Raw genomic sequence first — 22,755 nt, forward strand, 5'->3', positions numbered from 1 at the left:
TCCTAATTTGGGGAATTTAGTCCAAGTTTATTTCCTTCTGTATCCGTGAACAAAGCAAAAAATCCATTTCCATCTGCGTGAGAGGTTTTTGGAATGATGATTTTTCCACCATTTTCATCAACCTTGTCAAGAATATGTTGAAGATTGTCACCGCCATTTAGATAAATGGTTACTCCATCTGCCGAAGGTCTGTACCCTTCGCTGTTCACTATAACTCCTGTAACCATTTGTCCATCATAAGGGAATATTCCCATATCCATTCCTGGCATTTCCATTTTTTCAATTTTAATGTCTAAAATTGTTTGATAAAAATTGATTGCTCGGGAAATATCCGTTGCAGGAATTTCAAAAAGTGAAATAAAACTTTTCATATTCTTGTCTTTATCGATTGTTGTATATTTATTTACGTTTGGTTCGGTAGCAGAAGTCCCTTTATTTTTACAGGATACACCTCCAAAAGTCAAAGCAATAATTTAGATAAGTATAAGGTCTTTCATTTTCCGTTTGTTGTTGACGGAACAAAAATAGCAGTAGAAAATCCTTTGAAATTGTAAAAATGCGACACCCTTATGCTATTTGTAAAAAAGGGCGGAAAGAGCTAAATTTTCGTGCTTGATAAACTCTTTAGGGTTTATTCCAGTAAATTCCTTAAAGTCCTTTATGAAGTGTGCTTGGTCAAAATATTCACTTTCATAGGCAATATCGGTAAGGTTTTCTGATTTTTGGTCAAGCAACATTTTTAAAGCGGTTTGTAATCGAATTACCTTTCCCAATTGTTTAGGGCTTATCCCAATTTGCCTTTTGAAGTTTCTTTCGAGTTGTCTTCGCTTGGACAAGTCGTCTTTAAGGATTGAATTTATCGAAGCACTTCCGTTTGATAATAGAAGGGAATCAACGGTGTTTATTACAATTTTATTAATCGTTTTTTCGTCATTAAGCTTATCCAAAAGAAATTTTTCAATAATACTTATTCGTTCTTCCGTATTATTCGCATTGATTATTTTTTGCTCCAATTCATCTGCGTTTTCTAGTACAAAAAGTTGGTTTATGGGTGTTTCCTTATTTGCCAATTTGCTAATTGGTTCAGAAACAAAGTTTGCAAATCCATAAGGATAAAATCGGACAGCGAATGTTTTAACAAACCCTGTTGGCTCAATGTAAAAAGGTTCAATGGTTTGTCCGAGTACCATAGCACGAGGCTGAAGTATAAATTCATTTTCGGAAGTGTATCTTTTTATGTCATCTCCGAGAATAAACGCCATTTCAATACAACCATCAGGTACTATTCGTTGTTTTTGTGAATCAGACTGTTTAGGCACTTCCAAAGTCCAATAACAACTAACAAGTGATTTTAAGTCAATCTGTGGTTCGTATGTTTGGTAGTCCATTATATTTGTCTAGGTCGTTTTTTTTATAGTGAAGTACAAAGGTATTGTATATGATTAGTTGCAGACATTTCTAACGGAAATTGTCCGCCTTTACCGAAGATAGTTAATTGCGAGGATTTCCACATGGGAAATCGGCTGGCAATTCATTATACCTCCTGTTGAGGGTGGTAATTTTTTTTCTTTTTGCATTTGATCAGATACATTGGTTGGTTTTCATTTACTTCTGTAATTTCAAAAAGCCCATACTTGTTAAATTCCGTATGAACTGATGCTTGGTCGTAGTAAAATATTTTTGCTCCTTTATGAATTTCGTAACGGTCTTTACTTATCAATTTACCCTTTCCAAATTGAGGAGTGTTTTTGGTTATGGCGGTAAAAACCATAAATCCATTTTCTGTCAATTGGTTGTAGCAGTCTTGTATCAGTTTTTCTCTTTCTTGGCAGTCCAATAAATGAATGAGGGCATAACAAAAAATTCCGTCATATTTTTTGTCCTCAAACGGCATTTTCTTTACAGAGCCGTGAAAAATGTTCATTTCATTTCCATAATGTTTTTTTGCTAACGCGATGGCTGTTTTTGAAATTTCAATTCCGCTTACTTTTATTCCATTTTCGATGAATGGTCGGGCATTTCGCCCATATCCAATTCCCGGGATGAGAATATTTTTTATGGCATTTTCTACAAAAAAATCTTTTGTCAAATGGGCAGATTTTGCAGGTTCCATTCCCCACATTTCTTGTTTGTCGGTAAATGCTGTTTCCCAAAACTCTGCCATACTACCTACAAATTTTATCTGCTAATAATTCACATTCAATTCCTTTACTTTTAAGTTGTTGGGTTATTGAATTTGTATCGATCGTTTTTCCTTCAATTCTTAAAATGGAATGACCGCAAGGATATGGTCTGTTGAAATCTTCCAGGTCAAAATTGAATTTTAGCTGTGGATATCCATTTTCCAAGAATTGTAGAATTTCAGTTGATAGAATTTCTGATTTTACGTTGGTCATAAACACTTCTACCATATCAAAAATTTTCTTGTGACAATTCGTGATTTACCATTGCACCTGTGATAGTACCACTGCTAACTGCCATTGATACAGAGCGCATCATTGTGCTGTTGTCTCCACAAGCAAATATGCCATCTTCACTGGTTTTCTGCATAAAATTCACTTCAATGTGTCCGTTTTCCGTGATTTTACAACCTAATTCTTGGGGTATATTTGAATTTTGCTCAAATGGAATAGAGGCATAAGCTGATTCAAAATACTCCGTACTACCGTCTTTGAATACAATTTTTTCCATTTGTCCATTATGATGTTCTATTGCAGAAATTTCTTTTTCAATGATTTGAATATCGTGTTGTTTTAACTTTTCGAGTTGCTTTACTTCAAAGTCTTTTGATCCCGAAGTAATAATCGTAATTTCTTGAGTTAAATTGTTTACTAAAGATGCAAGGTGAAACGCTCTTTCTCCTGTGGCAATTATGGCAGTTTTCTTGTTTCTTATTTCGTAACCGTGACAATATGGGCAATGCACAACTGAGATTCCCCAACATTCAGAAAAACCTTTTATATCTGGCATTAGGTCTTTAACTCCTGTTGCCAAAACCAATTTCTTTGCTGTAAAAACATCGCCTTTTGAAGTAGTGACTTCAAATCCTATATTGTTTCTTTTACCGCTAACAGCAAGTCCGTCATAGAATTCAATGCTGTCGTATTTTGCTACTTGACTTTTGGCAATTTCAGAAATTTCCTTTGGTGTACTTCCGTCTTGAGTTAAAAAATTATGTGAATGTGGCGTTTGCCGATTACATGGTTTACCTGCGTCAATGACCAAGGTCCTGCGAAGTGAACGCCCTAATGCCATTGCTGCTGAAAGTCCAGCATAACTTCCACCTATTATGATGACTTCAAATTCTTTTTTATCCATATTGTTATTGTTTTGAGCAAAGAGTGTAATTGGTTGTGGTATTGTAAGTACTATACCTGATAATCCTAATAGTTTAGTTAATTGTCTTCTGTTCATTATACAAACAATTTAATGCGAAATAGTCGCAATAATGGCTTGGCAAATATACCATCTTTTTGTATTATTGCAACTTATTCGCAATAAAACATGAATCGAAGAAATACACCTACAAAAGAGGCCGTGCTAAACTTATTAATGAATTCGAGAAAGGCGTTAAGTCAAGACGCTATTGAAAGGCAGTTGGATATTGAAATCAATAGGGCTACAATTTATAGAGTATTGAACAGGTTTTGTGAGGATGGGATAGTCCACAAAATAGTTGCAGAAGACGGAAAACAGTATTTTGCCATTTGTAAAAAATGTGAGAACCCACAAGAAGTTATTCAACCTCATTTTCATTTTCGTTGTTTGTCGTGTGATACGATTGAGTGCCTGCAAGTTCCTGTTGAGTGTTCAGTTCCTAATGGTTACGAAGTTCAAAATGCAAATTGTGTTCTGACTGGTACTTGTAATGATTGTTCGTAGGTTTTTATATTGTCATCATCGTTTGTGTATGAAAAGTGGCTGGATTTTCGAAACTGAGGTTTGTCTCACGTGGCCAAACAGAATTAATAAACTAAAACTAAAATTATACACTTTGCCCTAGCCAAGTTTACTACACTTTGTTAGCGGTTCGTTGTTTTCCATTCAAACTATTTTGTTTCTCTTCTTTGCACATTGAATACTGTTCCTGCTGGGTCTTGTATCCAATGCATATTTTTTGGAAGTTCTTCAAGCTCGTCACAAGTTTCTACTCCATTTGATTGCAAATAGTTTGTGGCTTCATTTACGTCTGGAACTGTAAGTTGTAACCAAGTTTCTGAATGTGTATAGTTGTCAACACAGTCTAACCATATAATATTACTTCCGAATTTAACTTCGTGAGTTTTGGATATAGTTGGACTGTCAATAGGTTTTTCTTCAACGGATAACTTCAAAATATCCCTATAAAAAGCAACCGTTTTCTTGTATTTACTTTTCGGAATTTTTATCGCAATATTTATTCCTGCTTCAAATTTAACATCCATTGTCCTTATGTTTTTTAGTTTGTCAAATTATAGTTTACTTATTTGTTAATTTCTGTCGTTGGTCTGCAATGTGTTGTTCCCCAATGAATGCCAACGTTTGGTAATGCTATCCTACTTATAAGAACTAAAGTAATAATTGAAAATCAGATTCATATAAAGTCCATTTGTATTGATCTGTTCTTTTTTGTTTTCCATTGTCTATCCATTTGTTTTCAATCTCACTTTCTATAAGTTCTAAAGCAATTTTGAGAGCCTCGATTCTATTCTTTAGCAAAGTATGCTGTGACGTTCTATACCTAAGTTTTAGCATGGACTTTTCACATTTATGTAATAGCGATTCAATAACTGTTGTGGCCTGTATTAATTTGTCTTTAGGATAGTTTTTCATATCTATTTTGATGAAAATTTTATAGCTTCCGAAAAATTAGACGCGAAATTAACATGCGTTCCCTTGTTACTTTCGTAAATAAAGTCCTTTAAACTTTTACTTTCATACTTTGAGAAGCACCCAACAATAAATAACGGCATTCTATATTGACTAAATTTTTGCAGTATATCTCCTGCTATTTTTGTTTTTAAATCAAAGAAGGCAGGAGTTATGTTTTTCTCGTGGATTATGATTTTATAAAAACCTTGGTAATATAAATTTCCAAGTATATCTAAAGCGGTTTCGGTATTCTCAATAATTATCTCGTTAGAAATAACCTCTGCGATTTTAATACCACTTACCAAATGTTCTTTAATCTCCATTTGATTTATATTTCGTTTCTTTTAGCCTGATCTTTAATTAACTGTTTTAATTCAGCTACAGGAACCTTTTGGTCGAATTTTATTTGAATGGTTTTCTTTCCCGTTTTATAGCCTTTTTTTTCGAGTACTTTTCTCACGTCTTCTGTTATTGCATCTATGCCAAAACTTACGTGATTTTTAGCCAAGGAAAAACCTGCAAGAATGCCGTTATACTTATAAATAGGCACATTCCAACTTATACCGCCTTCAGCGGTGGGCGCTGTAGTTTCGATTATGTTTTTAAGCTGTATCATTACATCTTGCGCTGCTACCGGTGAAATGTGGATATACTCATCCACTGTCTTCGGTTTTGAATCTTCCATTTTTACTATTTTCGTGTTTTACGATCAGCAGGCCTGAAATACCAGGAGGTAATTGTAAGTGCCAAGAGTAATGCGGGCCCAAAAAGCGTTATCATTTCATCGCCAACTATTATATGTGAAGCCATTGCGCCAGTCATAGTGAAGAAAAAGCCAGCATAGGCCCATTCTTTCACTAAAGGGAATTTGGGAATTAAGATGGCTATAACACCTAGGATTTTCCATACACCAAGTATTGGTAACAAAAAGGTTGGGTAGCCCAAAGCATTTATGCCTTGTACCTCTTCCTCCATTTTTATCAATTGTACAATCCCAGTGGAAAGCATTCCTAATGACAACCAGACTGTGGCTATCCAATAGATTATTTTATCTCTTTTTTTCATATGGACTTATTGTTGAATTGAAAGTACTTCCTCAAGTTTGTTGTGGGCCATATTTAATCCATATGCAAATGGCAGTTTTAATTGTGCTGCTCGGTGTTTTTCTGATTTATAAATAATCTGAATGGTTAACTTGCTTTTGTCTTCTGTAACTTTTTCAAAATTCAAGAACTCCAATTGTACACCTATAGGGGTATTTTCCATTTCAAAAGTTCGTACCATCTCTTGGTTGGGAATAAGCTTGTGTATGGTTCCATTGGCCTTAAACATGACATTCCCATCGTATGAGGTTTCAAACTCATAACTTCCGTGGTTTCTGTTTTCTAACTTTAGTACGTTAGTACCCATCCATTGTGCAATAAATTCAGCTTCGGTATATGCTTTGTAAACAAGTTCTACTGGAAGGTCAAATTCTCTAGTAATGGTTAGATCTTGCTTGCCTTCTAGGGCATTGATGTTGGTTTTTTGCTCCATAATCTATTTCAATTTTGATTGATGTTTCTTCATTATAGTTTCCAGGTTGTTAAAGCGTTCATCCCACATTTTCCTAAAAGGTTCAATGAAATCTGCTATTTGTTTCATCCCCTTTGGGTTTAGTTGATAATAGATTTCCCTACCTTTTTGTTCCTGTTCCAATAATTCACATTCAGTCAGAATTTGAATGTGTTTGGAAATAGTTTGTCTAGAATAATCGAAATTCTCTGCAATAGCACTTGGTGTCATTGCACTTGCTGCGACCAATGTGATAATTGTTCTCCTTGTTGGGTCAGCTATGGCTTGAAAAACGTCTCTTCTTAATTTCATAATGCAGTTATTTGACTGCAAATATAAGCGCAGTTATTTGATTGCACAAAATTTTGAAGGAAAAATTTAATTGAAAATGTGTTTTCCATTAAATTAGATGGCTGCAATTTGACGTTTATTAAACCTTAAAATTATCGAATAGTCTGTTATGAAAAAATATCTAGAAGGTACGCCGGATAGCGGTAAACAATTTTATCAAAACTTTAAAGACAAGGGAAAAATTATAATGCTTAATTTACTAAAGTTTAAAGAAACGGCTGACTACACAAATATAGAATATCTAAGTTCCAAACAAGAAATTAGTGGAGAAGAAGCTTATCAGTTATACCTTGATGCTACAATACCACGGCTTCAAGAAATAGGAAGTGAAATTATATTTTATGGAAAAAGCAAGGAATATTTAATTGGACCAGAAACTGAAAAATGGGATGCTGTTTTATTGGTTAAACATCAATCGGTAATGAAATTCATGGAATTTGCACAAAGTGAGGACTATCTAAAATATGCAGGTCACCGAACTGCTGCGCTTGAAGATTCACGTTTATTGCCTACAACTGAAATAAAAAATGAGCTGTAAAATTACAATCATTTAATAGCCGAGAAGCTTAATTCTAGGTTATTTAATTTTCCAAAATTGATAATTCCCAAAACATCAATACTAGTATAGCTTTCCACACGAAGTACCTTATCACGATCTTCTAAATCGAAATTGATACGATACTTAGGATATAACTGATTGAGCTCATAAACTATTTTGTTGGCCAATTGTCGGTTGTTAACATTAGTTTTGAAAATTTCGATAATATTTCTATTGACCAAGCTGTTTTTTACATTCATAATTAATTAAAACTGTTATTTATCAGGTAGCCCCCATTTTCTAACTAATTCCTCATTTAGACCACCTTCTTTTGCATTGGGTTTGCCAAAACCTGTTTCTATTAAACCTTTTAAGCTTCCTTGTATATAACTAGTCCATGCATCATTACATACCTCAAAGCATTCATATTCAGGTGTTAGCCCTTCATGGGTAAACACTACTTTTGTTTGATTGCCTTCTTCGGATATTTCAAATATTAGTTTTGTGTTTATCCATTCTGTTTTGTCTTTCACAAAGCTAAACTCGTTGTCTGTTACTAGATATACCAACTTGTTGTTTGGTAGCTCTTCAATTAATTTTACTTTACACAAGTGCACATCTTTATAATGGTAGAAAAAAGTTTCACCTAAGGTACCGGTTTCTCCAATAATTTCTTCAGACCACCAAGCTCTAAAGTTTTTGATAGCATTAAATGCTGTTTGAGCATCTTTTTTTACTATAATAGTTGACGTGTAATTCTGATTTTCCATTTGATTTATTATTAAGTTTTGATTTATCACTTTACTTTTTAAATTGCTCATTAGTAATACAGAAATAAAAAGGAATAGTATTAGTTTTTTCATTTTTTATTAAGTTTTGTTTCGAGTTGTTCTAAATAGTGTAACCAAGTACTGGAACATTGATTATAACATTCAACCTGTGGTGCTAAACCTTTAGGTGTAAACTGAACCCACGTATTTCCCGTTGAATTTTTACTAATATTAAATATCAATTTAGTGTTATTCCATTCGTTGTGATCTTTTAAATATGAAAGGTTACTTTCTGTTACCAACCAAGCAATTTTTTACTGGGTATTAATTCAACTAGCTTTTGATTGGTAATATGTATGCCTCCACCTGCAAAAAAACAAAACCCATCTCCAATATTTTGACTACTTCCAGTTATGGTTTCTTCATAAAATCATACCCACCATTTAGTAATATCTAATAAAAAATTAAAAACTTCACTTGCAGTCTTATCATTTGAGAAGTTGTATATAAAGTTTCCCAACTTGTATGTTATTTATTATTAATTCAAATTTAATGGGTATTACACACTTGTAAGGTGTGGTATTTAGACATTATGAAGGGTTGATTTAGACATTAAAATAAATTATATTCGATTAACGGTTTAATTTAATATGAGACACTTAAGTATACTTGTTCCAGATGACCAAACAAATATGAGTACTGTGGCTTGTATAGTTGGTAGTTTACAAGTGTTTGTAGCAGCAAATGCTTATTTTGAGAATAAGGGCAAGAAATCTGTTTTTCACATTAATTTGGTAAGCGCAACTAATGAAAAGTTTTTTGACAACGGTTTTTTGTCTATAAAATCAGATGTCTCCATTTCTGAATGCACAAAAACTGATCTGGTCATTGTGCCAGCCACATTGATTCGTAATTATCAGATGGCTACACCCAACAACCAAATCTTGATTGATTGGATAAAAAAACAGTATAAGGAAGGTGCTGAAATAGCTAGCATGTGTGTTGGTAGCTTTATGTTGGCGTCAAGTGGCTTGCTATCAGGAAAAAAATGTTCTACCCATTGGGCTAAGGAAGAAGAATTTAAAAAGTTCTTTCCGGACGTGGGTATCCAAACTGATAAATTGATAACCGATGAAAACGGAATTTACACCAATGGTGGGGCATATTCTTTTTTGCATTTATTGATGTATTTGGTTCAAAAATTTTATGACAGGCAAACGGCAATTCACTGTGCCAAATACTTTCAGGTAGATGTTAACCGAAGCCAACAATCTGAATTTTTGATTTTTAATGGACATAAAAATCACAATGATGAAATTATTCTGGAAGCTCAGTTATTTATGGAAAACAATTATCAAGACAAAATTTCCATTGAAGATTTATCTACAAAATTTGGACTGAGCAGAAGAAGTTTTGACCGCAGATTTATCAAGGCAACGGATTTACGGCCTTTAGATTATTTACAAAGGTTAAAAGTGGAAGCAGCAAAGAAAGCATTTGAAAGTACGCGAAAATCTGTTAGTGAAGTGATGCATGAAGTCGGCTATAACGATACCAAGGCTTTTAGAGAGGTCTTTGGTCGAATTACAGGTTTGACACCCATTGCGTATAAAGAAAAATACAATGTTGATGCTCAATACTATATATAGTTAGGACTATCTCATAAAGTGTGTAAATAGTATCAAATTATCTCACTAAACTATAAGTTTGATTTTAACATTGTTTTTTTTACCATAGTTAACAACACCTAAAATGTCAATGAAATCGTTATCCTCAATCCTTAATATGTTGTCACAATCTTCCAAATCGAAATTGATACGGTAATCCGGATATAATTGAATGAGGTCAGCAATTATTCTATTTGCTAACTGTTGGTTGTTAACATTGGTTTTGAAAATCTCAACAATGGTAATGTTAACCTTTAAGTGCTCATTAATTTTCATTTTCTTCAAACCATTTCTATAGTCATGGTTAATCTAAATCTCTATGCAATACGACGTAATGGCTTTTATTTTTTCACCCTTTGCACCCTGAAAAATATAAAAATCCGAAAAGGCATACTTATTTCCATTTTCCATTATCATTACCCCATTTGCAGCTCCTTCTTTGCCATGGGATAAGATTTGGTCTATTATCAATTCAGTGGTTTTTAAAGATTGCATTTTTTCTAATTCTTCTGCAAATGCTTCTATCCCTACTATTTTCCTGTCACCAATGATGTTCCAATCAATGTCGTCCGTTACATTGTTGGTAAGAAAGGTAGCATCCCCTTTGGCAAAGGCAATATTAAATTGTTTTATGAATTCCATTTTGGGCGAGTTCCCGCAATTAGGTCTTGATATTATTCTGGTCATTTGGAGTCATTCTATTTTTCTTAGTTCATCGAATGAAATCCAATAGAATTTCCTTCTGTATCTTTAACAATAGATACAAAACCATGTTCCCCAATAGCCATTTTTTCTTGAATTACTTCAGCTCCATTTTCTGCTGCTCTATCTTCTAAAACCTTACAATCCTCACATCCAAAATAAATGAGACTCCCATTAGTAGAAGGTTTTACTGCTTCCATTTTTACCAAAGCTCCGGCTGCACCGTAATTTTCCATATCACTAGGGAAGCATTTCATATGTACAGATGAATCTGTTGGGTCGCTCATATCTTCTAACACAACTTGAAGTACTTTTTCGTAAAACGTTGCAGCTCGATCTATATCATTTACATAAATTTCGAACCACACCACAGGATTAAATTTTTTCATCTTTTCTATTTTTTAAATTATTTGTATAACAAAAGTGAAAAAAGAAAATCATTAAAATCTTGTCCTATGGCAAGTTATCTACTTAAGATAGTACTTCTTTTCTTATTCTACTTAAAGATGTATCAGTAATCCCCAAGTAAGTAGCAATGTGTTTTAACGGAACTTCCTTAATGATTAGGGGCTTTTCCTCTGCTAAGTTTAAATATCGTTGTGAGGCACTTTGTGTGTGCATATTAACAGCACGATGTTTTGCCATAAAAAGTTGGTGGGACATCCAAGCTCGTCCCCATTCTGTAAATCCGTCTATGGTGCTATATAAATTTTGGAAATCGTTGAAATCGATTTTATAAACTTCACAGTCTGTTATGGCTTGAATAGTTTCTTTGGAAGGAATACGGAGAAATAAAGAGGCTACTTCAATTAAAATATCATTTGGACCAAAAAAATCGGTAGTGATCTCGTTACCTTTATAATCAATTACATACGACCTAAACAATCCCTTTTTAATTAAATAATATGCGTTACTCACCTTTCCTTCATTAAGTATTGTGTCGTTCTTGAAAAACTCAACCCTTTCATGGGCCTCTATAATGGTCTTATAGTTATCATTTTTAATGTTTGGATGGCTATATATTTTTTTGAAAAAGGAATCCGTCATTATTTTATATTTTGTTTAAAAATAAGAAAATAGAATAATATTATAAGGTGTTGAAAATGATTGAATTAAGGTTCGTTTGATAATCTTATCGTTTTTAAAAGCTTCATTATTTTTTAGTTTTACATCCTAGTTATAGCAAAACCAACGATCTTCTTACTCTTCCCTTTTAAAACTCCCCACCTGCCATAATGGACCTGAGTCTCTTTAGAATTTCCATTCTCCCTCCATCACATCATTAATAGATAAACTTTGTGCCTTTATTTTCAATCTTAAATAGCATGTAAAAGTGCTTTTGTTTTGTTAATTATTTTGCGTCCCTTCTCTATAAGAGTTTAAGGATTGGAATAATTCAATCCTTTAGTTTATTTAGGCCAAAATTCCATGTTACCAAAAAAAACTACAAAATACCCTGACCCTTGCGAATAAGCTCTTCAATAATTTGTTTAATTTTTATTACATCCTTCCATATTGCTGGATTAGATATTAGGAACCATTCTTGGAATGGATGTTTTCATATTAAATCTTTTTTATGATCTAATGCTATTGCTTGCAAAATATAATATTCAAATACTTCGTCACTATATTCTTTACTATCACTTATTCTAAGATTTAAAGTTTTATTACCAACCCCTTCCAGTAGGTTATACTTATCTTCAAATAGTTTACCATCCGTAAATGAGAACGTAACTCCTTTCTGTGTGGGGCTCACCGTTATGATGATTTTATTGTTCCGGTAAACAGGAACTCCGTAATATTTCTCGGTTCCCCCTCGCATTTCTTCGTTTAAAAATGGGAATTTCGAGTGAATTAAGTTTCTGAATTTTGTAATAATAGGTTGGTATTCTTCCTTAACTCTATCTGTAAGGAATTGATTAACGGTTTTCATTAGAATCAATTTTTGAAATTAGATTTTTGTAGATAATTTGCACAAGCCCAAACCCAAATGGCACAAATTACTATTACAACTCTGCCAAGCCAACCAATTGGAGTTTCTGGTGTTATCATACCGTTAGTTTCACTCATATAAATACCCATAGTAACAATTAAAGCTAACTCTGAACCCCAAAGAATTACAGTTAAAACAAGCATGTTTTTTCCAAATGGTTTAAGTTGTTCACGTTTTATGAATTGGAATGCTATAAACACTGTAGCTAAAATCATAAAACCCAATAGCCCTGCAGCTGAGTTATGAATTTGACCGCTCATTGTCATTTGGTCGGGAAGTGTACTAATGGGATCCGTATTAAAAATGCCTGCTAAAAAATTACCTAGGGATGCTAGTATTAATAGGATTCCTCCGACTTTTGCACCTGTTTTTGGGAAGTTTTTAATTAAGTATAAGCCCAAAGTTAAAAAGCTTATACCAAGTAAAAAGAATGCAATATTCATTAACCAACCTGCGGTACCAATGGCATATACGCTGATAGGTTGCCATTTTGGATTGACAGATGTGTTTACGAAATGTAATATGAATAATATGATAATAAATACAATGGCTCCTAACTTGGAGATGGTTAACTTTTTCATTTAATTTTAATTTGGAGGATAGTACAATTAGATATTATATAATGGATGTTATTAATCTCTTTTTCCCTTAATATAAGCATACATTGCCGTTGCGTGTCCGTGACCTAATTGAAATTCATCTTTAAGCCAATTGGTTACTTCTGTAGCTTTTACAACTAGTTCTCCGTTTTTGGTAAACCCTTTTTGTTCAGCAAAATCTTGAAAGTCTTGAGCAGTTTTACCTGTTTTTTCTTCAATGTTTTTGATATATGTTTGAAATGACATAATTATATATTTTTAGATTTGAATATGATTTTTTGTGAGTGGACATAGGAAACTCCTAGCACAACTCCCACCATTACAGGCATTAGGATATATGATATAATTTGATCTACTGCCAAATGGCTAATGACGGCAAATAGTAAGTTGAATGTTAAACCTGCATATGCCCATTCCCTTAGCTTAGCAGGAAGTTTTGGGAACATTATTGCAGTTGCCCCTAATATCTTACAAACTATTAAAGCATAGGCAAAGTAATCGGGGTAACCCAAGGGTTTAGTTCCAGCATTAAAATGTTCGTGCGCAAATAAAAGCGTTGCCAAAGGCATTAATGCTTCCATTACAAAAATGATGGAAGTAGTTGTCCAGAATATGATTTTATTCTTTTTCATTGTCATTATTGGTTTTGATAATTAATCATCCAATTGATTCCAAACTTATCCGCACAACTACCGAAATAAGCACCCCAAAACATATCTTGAATAGGCATTTCTATATTTCCACCTTCCGAAAGTGCATCAAAAAGCCGCTTAGCTTCTTCTCGGGATTCTGGTTCAAGATTGATGTGCATATTGTTTCCTAGATTTACAGTCATCCCAAATTCTTTGGGTGCATCTGTACCCATTAAAATATGACCTCCAAGAATGGGAAGCTCTACGTGTAACACCATTTTCTTAATGGATTCGTCCATGGGTGGATGATTATGGTCATCTGGGACTTCGTCAAAGCGCTTGATGCCATTTATGAAATCGGATTTAAAAACTTGTTTGTAGAAGTTAAAAGCTTCTTCTGTATTACCAGGAAAGTTTAAATAGGTGGACACTCTAGCCATATTATTCGGTTTGTTTTGTTTACGTAATTTAAATTGTGATTCGATGTACTGATCTAAATTTGATAGAGCCATTTCAAAACCTTCTTTAAAGCCCATTTTAATCATCGTCTCAATATCTTCCAGTTTATCGTGTTTTAAGATAATATCTACTAGGGTAACCCCATTTTTTTCGGTGAAAAGATTTGTCCATAGCGAACGTGGTTTTAATGTGTTCTCAATCCCATTTTCATCACAGAACGCATCTAGCCAAGACAATAACTTATTTGGTTCAATCTCTTTATAATCTGCCTTACACCATGTTTTTTCATTTTCGGGGCTTACCATTGCATAAAGCCACATTCCGCCCACTTTTAAATCCAAACTCTTTGTTTCTATATGGTAAGGTTTGGGTGCCCACCATTGATTTAATAATTCAGCTTCTGTCCAAGCTTTCCATACCAATTCAAGTTCTGCATTAAACTCTCGCTGAATGTTAATGGTTTTATTTTCCTTATTTACCGAAAAATTGAATAATAGACTACTTTTCATTCTAATTATTTTTTAATGTTCCTAAAGGCATCATAGCTACTTTCAAATAAATGATTTTACTTTTTTTCATCATCTTATTTCTTTAAGATTGCCAGTAGTTCATCTAATTTCTCAAGCGTTGCTATCATTCCTTCTTCCATTCCCATATTTATAATTGTTTCGAGGTCATTTAGTGAATCATAGGTAACAACAGTGGTAACGGTAGAATTTTCGCCTTTATCGTTAAAAGCCACGAGCCATTTTGCTCTTGGAAGGTCTTCATTGATTTTAGCTTCACTATCACAAAATGCATCGATTGTACGATAATAATCAATGGGATTTATATCGTGATATTCCGTGTAACCCCAATACTCTGTGCCTTCAGGGTCAACCATGGCGTAGTGCCAATGTCCGCCATTGCTAAAATCCATTGATTTGGTCTTGGTTGTAAATGGTTTTGGTGCAAACCATTGGTCTAACAGTTCTTGTTTGGTGTAGCAGTCCCAAACCAATTGCCTTTCTGCGTTGAACTCACGAACAATGGAAAGCGTGTTTTTTTCTTTATCGACAATGAAGTCGAATTGCAAATTATTTTTCATATTTTTTGTTTTTAAGAGTTGATAATAAATTGTCAAGTTGGTCAAAACGGTTTTCCCAAATCTTTCTGAACTGTTCCAACCATTTATCGATTTCCTTCATTTTCTCGATTTTCAGTTCGTAGTAGATTTCCCGACCTTGTTGGTTGGCTTCTACAAGATCGCATTCGTTCAAAATTTGTATGTGTTTTGAAATGGTAGGTCTCGCTGCATCAAAGTTTTCGGCAATTGCTCCTGCTGTCATTGCTTGCGAAGTGAGCAATACTAATATCGCTCGTCTTGTTGGGTCTGAAATTGCTTGAAATATGTCTCTTCTTAATATCATTATGAAGTTATTTGACTACAAATATATATGAAGCCATTTAACTACGCAAAATTTTTTTTGAATGTATTAGGGTTTATTTTTGACTACTTCAATTGCACCAAACCATTTTCAAATGATTTTGCGTACGAGAATCGCAAAAAGGTGTTTTAATCTTTCTTCTTTAAAGAAAGAATCTTGTTTTATAAAAACAAGAATGAACACATTGTATATAATGAGGCCACTTGTTTAAGTCCTTATAGTTAAATTTGTTGATTACTTTATTATCTATATCGCAATTGTTCAGTTCCAATTTCCTTCATTATTTTATTCCAATAAACTTTCATTTCAGCTCTCTGTTCTGCATCTAATAATTTTTCTTGATGGATGGCTATGGTTGTCTTTGTCTGATTTCCAATAACTCGAATTTGAACGGTTGACACGTTTTCCCAATGGGCAAGTTTTCAATTCAATCGAATGTGCGAATTTGCTTTAAAAACACGGACAAGACCTGTTATGCCATTTTCAGTTTCGAACTCTTTTTTAATTTCAAGTTCATTTTTCAATTTACCCAACCATATATTTAGGCCAGAATTGGAAAACAAGAAATCCCATGCCTTTTCACTCGAAACAGGAAAAGTTTTCCTAATTCCAAATTGAAATCCTACGTCTCTGGTTTTTCCTACTTGATTCTCCACTTCTTATTTTTCAGGTTTAAATGCTATCGCGTCAATTTCAATTAAAAATTCTGGATTTATTAGTCCTGTAACGTACAAAACTGTAATAATCGGTGGGTTTGGGTTGTTTTGTCCTAAAAATTTCTGTGAAACTTGAAATGCACCATAAGCATTCTGCCCTTGGACAATATGAATGCCTAATTTCACTAAACTTTCAAAATTTACTCCACAAGATTTAAGAGCAATTTCAAGGTTTTTCATTACTTGCTCAGTTTGCTTTAAAATATCATTTTTCCCTACAATTTCTCCGTTTCCATTTACTGCGTTTTGTCCACCTATATAAATTGTCTTTCCGTTTCCTTCAGTCGTTATGATTTGAGAAAAAGCAGAATTTTTTATTAATCCATCTGGGTTTATATGCTCCATTTTATTCTCCATTGTTCGTTGTCTTCAGCTTGCAGGTAACAATTGGACATAATCATTGATTCTATCCTACTTATAAGAACTAAAATAATAATTGTAAATGGGATTCTTACAAAATCCATTTGATTGATATGCTCTTTTATATTTTCCATTGACTAATGATTTGTTTTCAACCTCAATTACTATATGCTCTATAACAATTTTGAGAGCCTCAACTCTATTCTTACAGTAAAGTCATTTGTGAAGGCCTATGCTCAAGTTTTAGTATGGTGTTTTGCCAGTTATCATAGTTGTTTATTGTGATAATAATGTAACCTCTTTCAAATCTGCCTTTGCGTTTTTCAAAAACTCGTATGTCATTTTATCTGCTTTACAGTTGATAAAATTAACTCCTTTCAATTTTCTACCTTTATAAAAAGTGTTGGTTAATACTGCATTTTGAAATGTTACTTTCTTGAATCTGCAATTATCAAAAGAACAGTTGTCGATATTTACTTCAAAAACAATGTTTTCAAAATAGATTTTAATAAAAGAGGTTTGATTCCAAACAGTTTTTATCACTTCTATATTTATAAAAGTTCCTGAAATAAACTTTACCTTAAATAAATTGGCATTTGAAAAATTACAGTTTTTGATGTGATTTTGTGAAAATTCAGATCCTTGTAACACACAATTTTGAAACTCATTATTTATCAGTTGTTACAAACTCTTTGTAAAACATTTACACAGTGAAAGAGAAATTTCGAATGTATTAATTTTTTGTATAAAGGTTTTTAATTAATTAACATTTAACTATTTCACACATTTCAATCCTTACTTTTCAATATATAATTTGATGGTGTTTTACCTAAATGTTTTTTAAACATATATATAAATGAGCTCGAGCTTTCATATCCTAAATCAAAGGCTATTTCTTTTACAGATTGTTGCTCACCTAATCTTTTTATTGCTTCTAAAAGTTTTAAACGAATTCTCCAATCACTAAAATTCATACCTAATTCTTTGATGAATAAACGAGATAAATTTCGACTACTCATACTTGAAATTTCAGCATAGTATTCTATCGTTTGCTTACTAGCAACATCGTTAAGTAAAAGCTGTACAACATTCTTTAACCTTACATGATTAGTTGTTGGTAAAAAAGTAATACTAGGTTGTATTAAAGTAACTTCATCTAAAAAGACCATCATAATTCTTTTTTCTGAAATTGAGACAGTATCAACTGTATTAAAAGAAATAATTTTAAATAGTAATTGTTTTAAAAAAGAGGAAATGCCAAATGAAAAAGTAGTTTTTGGCAATCCATCTGTAAAAGAAGGATCTATGAAGACACTATATAATTTGACATTTTTTTGAAAAGAAACTTGATGTTCTACTCCTCCTGGAATCCAAAGTCCTTGTAATGGATTCACTACCCAAATTTGGTTATTAACTACTACGTTCATTACACCAGTAGTAGCATAAAGAAGTTGTGCTCTTGGATGTGAATGTGATATACAAATAGAATTGGTTACCATTTCCGAATATCCTATTACAGGAAAATCTGAATTAATTTGAAAACCAAAATCAACTAATCGATATGTCTGATACTCGCTATTCATTGTCCAAATATACCAATTCAGGCAATACATTTATTAGGATATTTGTGAAAAATAATTCAGCTATTTAAACATACAAAAACCACTTATGAAAAGCATTAATACAAATACAGAAATAGCTCAAAAAACAATTTATTCCATACTTTTTACAATTAGTTTTTCTCATTTTATAAATGACTTACTACAAGCTGTAATTCCTTCTGTTTATCCATTATTCAAAGAAAAATTTGATCTTAATTTTACTCAAATCGGAATGATTACTTTAATTTATCAAGTCACCGCATCTATTTTACAACCGTTTGTGGGCATGTATACTGATAAAAAATCCAAACCCTATTCCTTGATATTTGGAATGAGTTTTACCTTGTTAGGATTGTTTATTGCTTCTATTGCGTCTAGTTTTTATTATTTACTTTTTTCAGTCGCTTTAATTGGTATTGGTTCTTCTGTTTTTCATCCAGAGTCATCTAGAGTAGCGTATTTAGCTTCAGGTGGAAAAAAGGGATTAGCACAGTCAATTTTTCAGTTAGGAGGAAATGCAGGGAGTGCAGTTGGGCCATTACTAGCGGCGTTAATTGTAATTCCTTTTGGACAATCATACATTATTTGGTTCTGTCTTATTGCTTTAACAGGTATTTTTGTTTTATATAAAGTAACTGTTTGGTACAGTGGTCAGCTGGAATTAAAACAGCAAAATAAAATTGCTACTATAAAAACAGCAAGACATCATCTATCACAAAGAAAAATAACATTCTCATTGATGGTATTACTAGCTTTAATATTCTCTAAATATTTTTACTTAACCAGTATCACAAGTTATTATACATTTTTCTTAATAGAAAAATTCAATGTATCCATACAGGGATCACAAATTTATTTATTTACTTTTCTAGGTGCGGTAGCTGCCGGAACTTTAATAGGTGGCCCATTAGGGGATAAGTTTGGAAGAAAATATGTGATTTGGATTTCTATCTTAGGTGCGGCTCCTTTTACACTTTTGCTACCTTATGTGTCTTTATTTTGGGTTGGAATTTTATCCATTGTAATAGGATTGATTATCTCCTCTGCTTTTTCAGCAATATTAGTTTATGCAACAGAATTACTTCCAGGAAAAGTAGGCTTAGTCGCAGGACTGTTTTTTGGATTTGCTTTTGGAATGGGTGGTTTGGGTTCAGCTATTTTAGGAAAACTTGCCGATGAAACTAGTATTGTATATATATTTAAAGTTTGTGCCTTTTTACCTTTAATTGGAGTTATAACAGGATTTTTACCCAATTTAGAAAGCAAAAAAGCATAGTTTTATTAACGCGAATTTTAATTTATTGCTTTCTCATTATAATTAGATAATTGTTTTAAAGTGATTTTAAATTGAAATATAGCACAAAAATGATATAGAAGAAAGATGAAACATATAGCTATTTATTGTTCTAATACAATTAATAAAAATACAACCAATACTAGAGATTAGAAAAAATTTTCTTTCCCCATTTATTTGTAATCTTACTGATTTACAATGAGGAGTTTATTCATCAATTACAATTGATTAGTTTATTAAAGAAGCATATAAACAGGATAAGATTTTTATTACCTCCTACCTTGCAATTATAAACATCAATATTGAAAAAAAACTTATAATATTGGTATTCAATTAACTAATAAGAAACTAAGGAGAGACTAATTAGAACGGTTAGTGGTTATGTAAGCCTTCCCAATTTAGAACTGCTAGTAAATCCAAATATACAATTTTTCCGTTTTAAAATAGATTGGCTTTGTTTTCATAATACTGTTTTAAAGCCAATCTATTTTAATATTTGTCTGATACTCGCTATTCATTGTCCAAATATAGTAATTGTGACTTAGTGATAAGTTTAGAACTTTGGAGAAAATTAAAATAATAAATTTATGGACACTAAAAAACATAATGAAAACATTGTAGAACAATTTTCAAAACAAGCTAGTGGATACACTTCGATAACGTCGCATAGTGATTCTTTAGATAAGTTAATTTCAATATCATCGGTTTCTAAGAATGATGAAGTTTTAGATATTGCCTGTGGTTCTGGCATAGTTTCGTGTGAATTTGCTAAACATACCAAACATGTAACTGGAATTGATATGACGCAAGGCATGCTGGATGAAGCAAAAAAGTTACAGACAAAACTTAATCTTAAAAACCTTACTTGGCAAATCGGAGATGTAGAAAACTTACCTTATGATGATGACAGTTTTTCAATTGTAATTTCAAGGTTTGGTTTTCATCATTTTTTGAATCCTCTTAAAGTTTTGTCTGAAATGAAAAGAGTCTGCAAACCCGATGGAGTAGTTATAGTTGTTGATGTTTCTTTACCAGACACTAAAATTAAAAAATACAATGAAATGGAGAGAAATAGAGATTGTTCTCATGTTGCTGCACTTTCATTAACTGAATTTTATCGTCTTTTTGAAAAAGTAGGTTTCAAAAATGTTAATACTGATTTTTATTCCATGAAAATTGGACTTAATGAGCAGCTTGAAGCATCTTTTCCGAGTAATCCAATAGCTTTAAAAGATATGATTGTTGCAGATGTTGGAGTAGATGATTTAGGAATAAATGTCACAGAAATTAATAGTGAGTATTTTCTACATTATCCGATTCATATTTTCTCAGGGAAAAAACAACAAAATATAATTTCTTGATTCAAGAACAATAGAAATTAAAATAAAACGGAATGATTGATTTTAACAAAGATTACATTTTAGAAAATGATAAAATTATTTTAAGGCCATTGACCGTAAATGATTATAAATATTTGTTACCTTTTTCTATAAACGAACCCGATATTTGGAAATTCAATACTTTTGGAGCTGACGGAAAAGATAACCTTAAGAATTATATTGATAATGCATTAACCTCTCGGGAAAAGCAAAGGGATTACGTATTTATTGTTATTGATAAACTACAAAATAAAGTAGTGGGAAGCACACGATTTTATTTAATTAATCAACAGACCAAGACAATGGAATTGGGTTATACTTGGTATGGTAAAGAATATCAAGGAACCTATGTAAATAAAAATTCAAAATATCTACTTTTAGAACTTGCTTTTGAAAGATTAGGCTATGAACGTGTAGCTTTTAAGGCCAATATCAAGAATGAAAGAAGCATTCATGCTATGAAAAACATAGGTTGCATTGAAGAAGGTGTATTGCGAAACTTTAGCTTAGACGCTATTGGGAACCGTATTGATATGATTGTATTAAGCATTTTAAAGGAGGAATGGTTTAATTTTGTGAAGTTTCATCTTCAAAATAAAATTAACCATTCCCTATTTTCATAATTTTTTACAAACGAATAATAATGAAAGAAATTTTAATTACGGGAGGCACAGGGAATTTAGGTTACAAAATTGCCAGTATTCTTTCACCACAAAAATATAAAACTACCATACTTGCTAGGAATAAAAATGTGACATTACCAAAAGGAGTTTCTTTATTAAAAGGAGATTTAACAGATAATGAAAGCATAGAAAGAAGTCTGAAAAAATTTCATATAATTATACATTGTGCCAGCAATCCTAGAGATTCTGAAAATGTAGACTATAAAGGAACTATTAATTTACTTAAAGCAATAAATTCTGCATCTGTATCTCATTTTATTTATATTTCTATAGTTGGTACAAATAAAAGTGATTACCCTTATTACCAAAATAAGCATAAGGTTGAAGGCATCATTAAAGAATCCAAAATACCTTATACTATATTTCGATTCACACAGTTTCATGATTTTGTCTTAGAAAGAATTATTACTGCTTTCATGGATTCCAACCAAACCACATTTCGAGCTTCTAAGGATATGACCTTTCAATCCATTGATACCAAAGATGCAGCTACTATTATTAGTGATTCAGTAGAAGTTCCTAGAAATAAAATAGTAGAAATTGGTGGGCCTAAAGCACTCGATATTAATGAAATAATCAATATATATCAAAAATATACTGGAAAACACATCCAAATTGAAAATCCTATTGATGAACATGTTTTCTATAAATTATTTACAAGTCGTATTAATTTATGCTCCAATAAAATGGGAACGGTTAATTGGGAATCTTTTGTACGGGATTCTATTTGAATTATAAAACATTAAATGTTTAACCAAAAATTAGAGCACTATCCCAATAGTTCAATTTCTATTTTCTTTATAATCTCGCTCCAATATGCTTTCACTTCGGTTCTCTTCACACCATTTAAAAGTTCCTCTTGAAGGATGGCTATGGTTGTTTTTGACTGGTTTCCAATAACTCGAATTTGAACGGTTAACACGTTTTCCCAATGGGCAAGTTTCCAATTCAAGCGAATGTGTGAATTTGCTTTAAAAACAAGACCTGTGAATAGAGGACAGCACAATATATGGTCATAAAAATGAGCAATGGATTCTTCATTGTTTTATATGTTAATAGTTATAACTCTTGAATTTGGTGCTCTTTCATTCTTTTGAGCAACATTTTTACTTTATCAGTTGATATTTTTGAATTTCCTTTGATCCAATCCAAAATATACGGTTGTCGGGGTCAGGTTGT

35 protein-coding genes are annotated in these 22,755 nt (G+C 32.3%); 7 read left to right on the forward strand and 28 right to left on the reverse strand.

The genetic code is table 11. From position 1 onward, the window contains the following. Nucleotides 1–2 precede the first annotated feature (2 nt). The 4 genes from KO529_RS13575 to KO529_RS13590 form a co-directional block, all read right to left on the reverse strand. Nucleotides 3–371 (reverse strand): VOC family protein, encoded by a 369-nt coding sequence (locus tag KO529_RS13575; RefSeq protein ID WP_252734396.1) that lies wholly within the window; start codon nucleotides 369–371, stop codon nucleotides 3–5. 201 nt (nucleotides 372–572) lie between these two features. After that, nucleotides 573–1,388 (reverse strand): AraC family transcriptional regulator, encoded by an 816-nt coding sequence (locus tag KO529_RS13580; protein WP_215948409.1) that lies wholly within the window; start codon nucleotides 1,386–1,388, stop codon nucleotides 573–575. Between the two features lie 146 nt (nucleotides 1,389–1,534). Continuing rightward, nucleotides 1,535–2,164 carry a class I SAM-dependent methyltransferase gene (locus tag KO529_RS13585; protein ID WP_215948410.1) on the reverse strand — a complete coding sequence of 210 codons (630 nt, stop codon included), beginning with the start codon at nucleotides 2,162–2,164 and terminating at the stop codon, nucleotides 1,535–1,537. 248 nt (nucleotides 2,165–2,412) lie between these two features. After that, nucleotides 2,413–3,414 carry an NAD(P)/FAD-dependent oxidoreductase gene (locus KO529_RS13590; protein ID WP_215948411.1) on the reverse strand — a complete coding sequence of 334 codons (1,002 nt, stop codon included), beginning with the start codon at nucleotides 3,412–3,414 and terminating at the stop codon, nucleotides 2,413–2,415. 90 nt (nucleotides 3,415–3,504) lie between these two features. Here KO529_RS13590 and KO529_RS13595 point away from each other — a divergent pair, with 90 nt between their 5' ends. After that, complete coding sequence (locus KO529_RS13595; RefSeq protein WP_187586584.1) at nucleotides 3,505–3,882, forward strand: Fur family transcriptional regulator; 378 nt, start codon at nucleotides 3,505–3,507, stop codon at nucleotides 3,880–3,882. A gap of 167 nt (nucleotides 3,883–4,049) precedes the next feature. Here the strand turns inward: KO529_RS13595 and KO529_RS13600 are convergent, their stop codons facing one another. The 6 genes from KO529_RS13600 to KO529_RS13625 all read right to left on the reverse strand — a co-directional run bounded on the left by KO529_RS13600 (nucleotide 4,050) and on the right by KO529_RS13625 (nucleotide 6,717). After that, nucleotides 4,050–4,424, reverse strand: coding sequence for a VOC family protein (locus KO529_RS13600; RefSeq protein WP_215948412.1), 375 nt, complete (start codon nucleotides 4,422–4,424; stop codon nucleotides 4,050–4,052). A 390-nt stretch (nucleotides 4,425–4,814) separates the two neighbouring features. Beyond that, complete coding sequence (locus KO529_RS13605) at nucleotides 4,815–5,174, reverse strand: DUF4180 domain-containing protein (RefSeq protein ID WP_215948413.1); 360 nt, start codon at nucleotides 5,172–5,174, stop codon at nucleotides 4,815–4,817. 5 nt (nucleotides 5,175–5,179) lie between these two features. Continuing rightward, on the reverse strand, nucleotides 5,180–5,536 hold the full coding sequence (locus tag KO529_RS13610; protein WP_215948414.1) for an iron chaperone: 357 nt from the start codon (nucleotides 5,534–5,536) through the stop codon (nucleotides 5,180–5,182). A gap of 5 nt (nucleotides 5,537–5,541) precedes the next feature. Next, complete coding sequence (locus KO529_RS13615) at nucleotides 5,542–5,916, reverse strand: DoxX family protein (protein ID WP_215948415.1); 375 nt, start codon at nucleotides 5,914–5,916, stop codon at nucleotides 5,542–5,544. A 6-nt stretch (nucleotides 5,917–5,922) separates the two neighbouring features. Continuing rightward, a complete protein-coding gene (locus KO529_RS13620; protein WP_215948416.1) occupies nucleotides 5,923–6,387 on the reverse strand; it encodes an SRPBCC family protein in 465 nt (154 codons plus the stop codon). Nucleotides 6,388–6,390: 3 nt separating this feature from the next. After that, nucleotides 6,391–6,717 (reverse strand): ArsR/SmtB family transcription factor, encoded by a 327-nt coding sequence (locus KO529_RS13625; protein ID WP_215948417.1) that lies wholly within the window; start codon nucleotides 6,715–6,717, stop codon nucleotides 6,391–6,393. A 148-nt stretch (nucleotides 6,718–6,865) separates the two neighbouring features. Between KO529_RS13625 and KO529_RS13630 the strand changes: the two genes are divergently transcribed. Then, nucleotides 6,866–7,294 carry a DUF1330 domain-containing protein gene (locus KO529_RS13630; RefSeq protein ID WP_215948418.1) on the forward strand — a complete coding sequence of 143 codons (429 nt, stop codon included), beginning with the start codon at nucleotides 6,866–6,868 and terminating at the stop codon, nucleotides 7,292–7,294. Nucleotides 7,295–7,302: 8 nt separating this feature from the next. On the opposite strand, the gene KO529_RS13635 is transcribed toward KO529_RS13630, so the two are convergent. Continuing rightward, nucleotides 7,303–7,554: a hypothetical protein gene (locus KO529_RS13635; protein ID WP_215948419.1), complete on the reverse strand. Its 252-nt coding sequence runs from the start codon at nucleotides 7,552–7,554 to the stop codon at nucleotides 7,303–7,305. Between the two features lie 15 nt (nucleotides 7,555–7,569). Then, the gene (locus tag KO529_RS13640) at nucleotides 7,570–8,157 is read right to left on the reverse strand and encodes an SRPBCC family protein (RefSeq protein ID WP_354667779.1); all 588 of its coding nucleotides are present in this window, start codon (nucleotides 8,155–8,157) and stop codon (nucleotides 7,570–7,572) included. Between the two features lie 557 nt (nucleotides 8,158–8,714). On the opposite strand from KO529_RS13640, the gene KO529_RS13645 reads away from it, so the two are divergent. Further along, entirely contained in the window at nucleotides 8,715–9,713 is a 999-nt protein-coding gene (locus KO529_RS13645; protein ID WP_215948420.1) for a GlxA family transcriptional regulator, read from the forward strand. 45 nt (nucleotides 9,714–9,758) lie between these two features. On the opposite strand, the gene KO529_RS13650 is transcribed toward KO529_RS13645, so the two are convergent. From KO529_RS13650 to KO529_RS13720, 15 genes are all read right to left on the reverse strand, one after another. Beyond that, nucleotides 9,759–10,007, reverse strand: coding sequence for a hypothetical protein (locus KO529_RS13650; protein ID WP_252734397.1), 249 nt, complete (start codon nucleotides 10,005–10,007; stop codon nucleotides 9,759–9,761). A gap of 33 nt (nucleotides 10,008–10,040) precedes the next feature. After that, a complete protein-coding gene (locus KO529_RS13655) occupies nucleotides 10,041–10,418 on the reverse strand; it encodes a nuclear transport factor 2 family protein (protein WP_215948421.1) in 378 nt (125 codons plus the stop codon). Nucleotides 10,419–10,438: 20 nt separating this feature from the next. Continuing rightward, nucleotides 10,439–10,822: a VOC family protein gene (locus tag KO529_RS13660; RefSeq protein ID WP_215948422.1), complete on the reverse strand. Its 384-nt coding sequence runs from the start codon at nucleotides 10,820–10,822 to the stop codon at nucleotides 10,439–10,441. An 82-nt stretch (nucleotides 10,823–10,904) separates the two neighbouring features. Further along, entirely contained in the window at nucleotides 10,905–11,480 is a 576-nt protein-coding gene (locus KO529_RS13665; protein ID WP_215948423.1) for a Crp/Fnr family transcriptional regulator, read from the reverse strand. A gap of 511 nt (nucleotides 11,481–11,991) precedes the next feature. Beyond that, entirely contained in the window at nucleotides 11,992–12,366 is a 375-nt protein-coding gene (locus KO529_RS13670; protein ID WP_187586619.1) for a DUF1801 domain-containing protein, read from the reverse strand. Between the two features lie 5 nt (nucleotides 12,367–12,371). Beyond that, on the reverse strand, nucleotides 12,372–13,007 hold the full coding sequence (locus KO529_RS13675) for a DUF998 domain-containing protein (RefSeq protein ID WP_215948424.1): 636 nt from the start codon (nucleotides 13,005–13,007) through the stop codon (nucleotides 12,372–12,374). A 51-nt stretch (nucleotides 13,008–13,058) separates the two neighbouring features. Beyond that, nucleotides 13,059–13,271: a DUF4287 domain-containing protein gene (locus tag KO529_RS13680; protein WP_215948425.1), complete on the reverse strand. Its 213-nt coding sequence runs from the start codon at nucleotides 13,269–13,271 to the stop codon at nucleotides 13,059–13,061. A gap of 2 nt (nucleotides 13,272–13,273) precedes the next feature. Beyond that, nucleotides 13,274–13,657, reverse strand: coding sequence for a DoxX family protein (locus KO529_RS13685; protein ID WP_187586625.1), 384 nt, complete (start codon nucleotides 13,655–13,657; stop codon nucleotides 13,274–13,276). Between the two features lie 5 nt (nucleotides 13,658–13,662). Next, entirely contained in the window at nucleotides 13,663–14,625 is a 963-nt protein-coding gene (locus KO529_RS23670; protein WP_215948426.1) for an SRPBCC domain-containing protein, read from the reverse strand. Between the two features lie 74 nt (nucleotides 14,626–14,699). Continuing rightward, nucleotides 14,700–15,203, reverse strand: coding sequence for an SRPBCC domain-containing protein (locus KO529_RS13695; protein ID WP_215948427.1), 504 nt, complete (start codon nucleotides 15,201–15,203; stop codon nucleotides 14,700–14,702). Beyond that, nucleotides 15,193–15,525, reverse strand: a complete 333-nt coding sequence (locus KO529_RS13700) for a metalloregulator ArsR/SmtB family transcription factor (RefSeq protein ID WP_215948428.1) — start codon at nucleotides 15,523–15,525, stop codon at nucleotides 15,193–15,195. Before KO529_RS13700 ends, KO529_RS13695 begins: the two co-directional genes overlap by 11 nt. 440 nt (nucleotides 15,526–15,965) lie before the next feature. Continuing rightward, complete coding sequence (locus tag KO529_RS13705; RefSeq protein ID WP_215948429.1) at nucleotides 15,966–16,199, reverse strand: hypothetical protein; 234 nt, start codon at nucleotides 16,197–16,199, stop codon at nucleotides 15,966–15,968. A 3-nt stretch (nucleotides 16,200–16,202) separates the two neighbouring features. Then, nucleotides 16,203–16,616, reverse strand: a complete 414-nt coding sequence (locus KO529_RS13710) for a RidA family protein (RefSeq protein ID WP_215948430.1) — start codon at nucleotides 16,614–16,616, stop codon at nucleotides 16,203–16,205. Between the two features lie 279 nt (nucleotides 16,617–16,895). Continuing rightward, nucleotides 16,896–17,270 carry a pentapeptide repeat-containing protein gene (locus KO529_RS13715; RefSeq protein ID WP_215948431.1) on the reverse strand — a complete coding sequence of 125 codons (375 nt, stop codon included), beginning with the start codon at nucleotides 17,268–17,270 and terminating at the stop codon, nucleotides 16,896–16,898. 137 nt (nucleotides 17,271–17,407) lie between these two features. Beyond that, the gene (locus KO529_RS13720) at nucleotides 17,408–18,202 is read right to left on the reverse strand and encodes an AraC family transcriptional regulator (RefSeq protein ID WP_215948432.1); all 795 of its coding nucleotides are present in this window, start codon (nucleotides 18,200–18,202) and stop codon (nucleotides 17,408–17,410) included. Between the two features lie 85 nt (nucleotides 18,203–18,287). Between KO529_RS13720 and KO529_RS13725 the strand changes: the two genes are divergently transcribed. From KO529_RS13725 to KO529_RS13740, 4 genes are all read left to right on the forward strand, one after another. Beyond that, on the forward strand, nucleotides 18,288–19,496 hold the full coding sequence (locus tag KO529_RS13725) for an MFS transporter (RefSeq protein ID WP_215948433.1): 1,209 nt from the start codon (nucleotides 18,288–18,290) through the stop codon (nucleotides 19,494–19,496). A gap of 605 nt (nucleotides 19,497–20,101) precedes the next feature. Next, complete coding sequence (locus tag KO529_RS13730; RefSeq protein ID WP_215948434.1) at nucleotides 20,102–20,875, forward strand: class I SAM-dependent methyltransferase; 774 nt, start codon at nucleotides 20,102–20,104, stop codon at nucleotides 20,873–20,875. A 32-nt stretch (nucleotides 20,876–20,907) separates the two neighbouring features. After that, a complete protein-coding gene (locus KO529_RS13735) occupies nucleotides 20,908–21,516 on the forward strand; it encodes a GNAT family N-acetyltransferase (protein WP_215948435.1) in 609 nt (202 codons plus the stop codon). Nucleotides 21,517–21,536: 20 nt separating this feature from the next. Next, a complete protein-coding gene (locus tag KO529_RS13740; RefSeq protein WP_215948436.1) occupies nucleotides 21,537–22,307 on the forward strand; it encodes an SDR family oxidoreductase in 771 nt (256 codons plus the stop codon). Nucleotides 22,308–22,345: 38 nt separating this feature from the next. Here KO529_RS13740 and KO529_RS13745 read toward each other — a convergent pair whose 3' ends face one another. Then, the gene (locus KO529_RS13745) at nucleotides 22,346–22,528 is read right to left on the reverse strand and encodes a hypothetical protein (RefSeq protein WP_215948437.1); all 183 of its coding nucleotides are present in this window, start codon (nucleotides 22,526–22,528) and stop codon (nucleotides 22,346–22,348) included. Between the last annotated feature and the right edge of the window lie 227 nt (nucleotides 22,529–22,755).

Source organism: Arenibacter algicola (assembly GCF_018860365.1).
GTDB classification, from domain to species: domain Bacteria; phylum Bacteroidota; class Bacteroidia; order Flavobacteriales; family Flavobacteriaceae; genus Arenibacter; species Arenibacter algicola_B.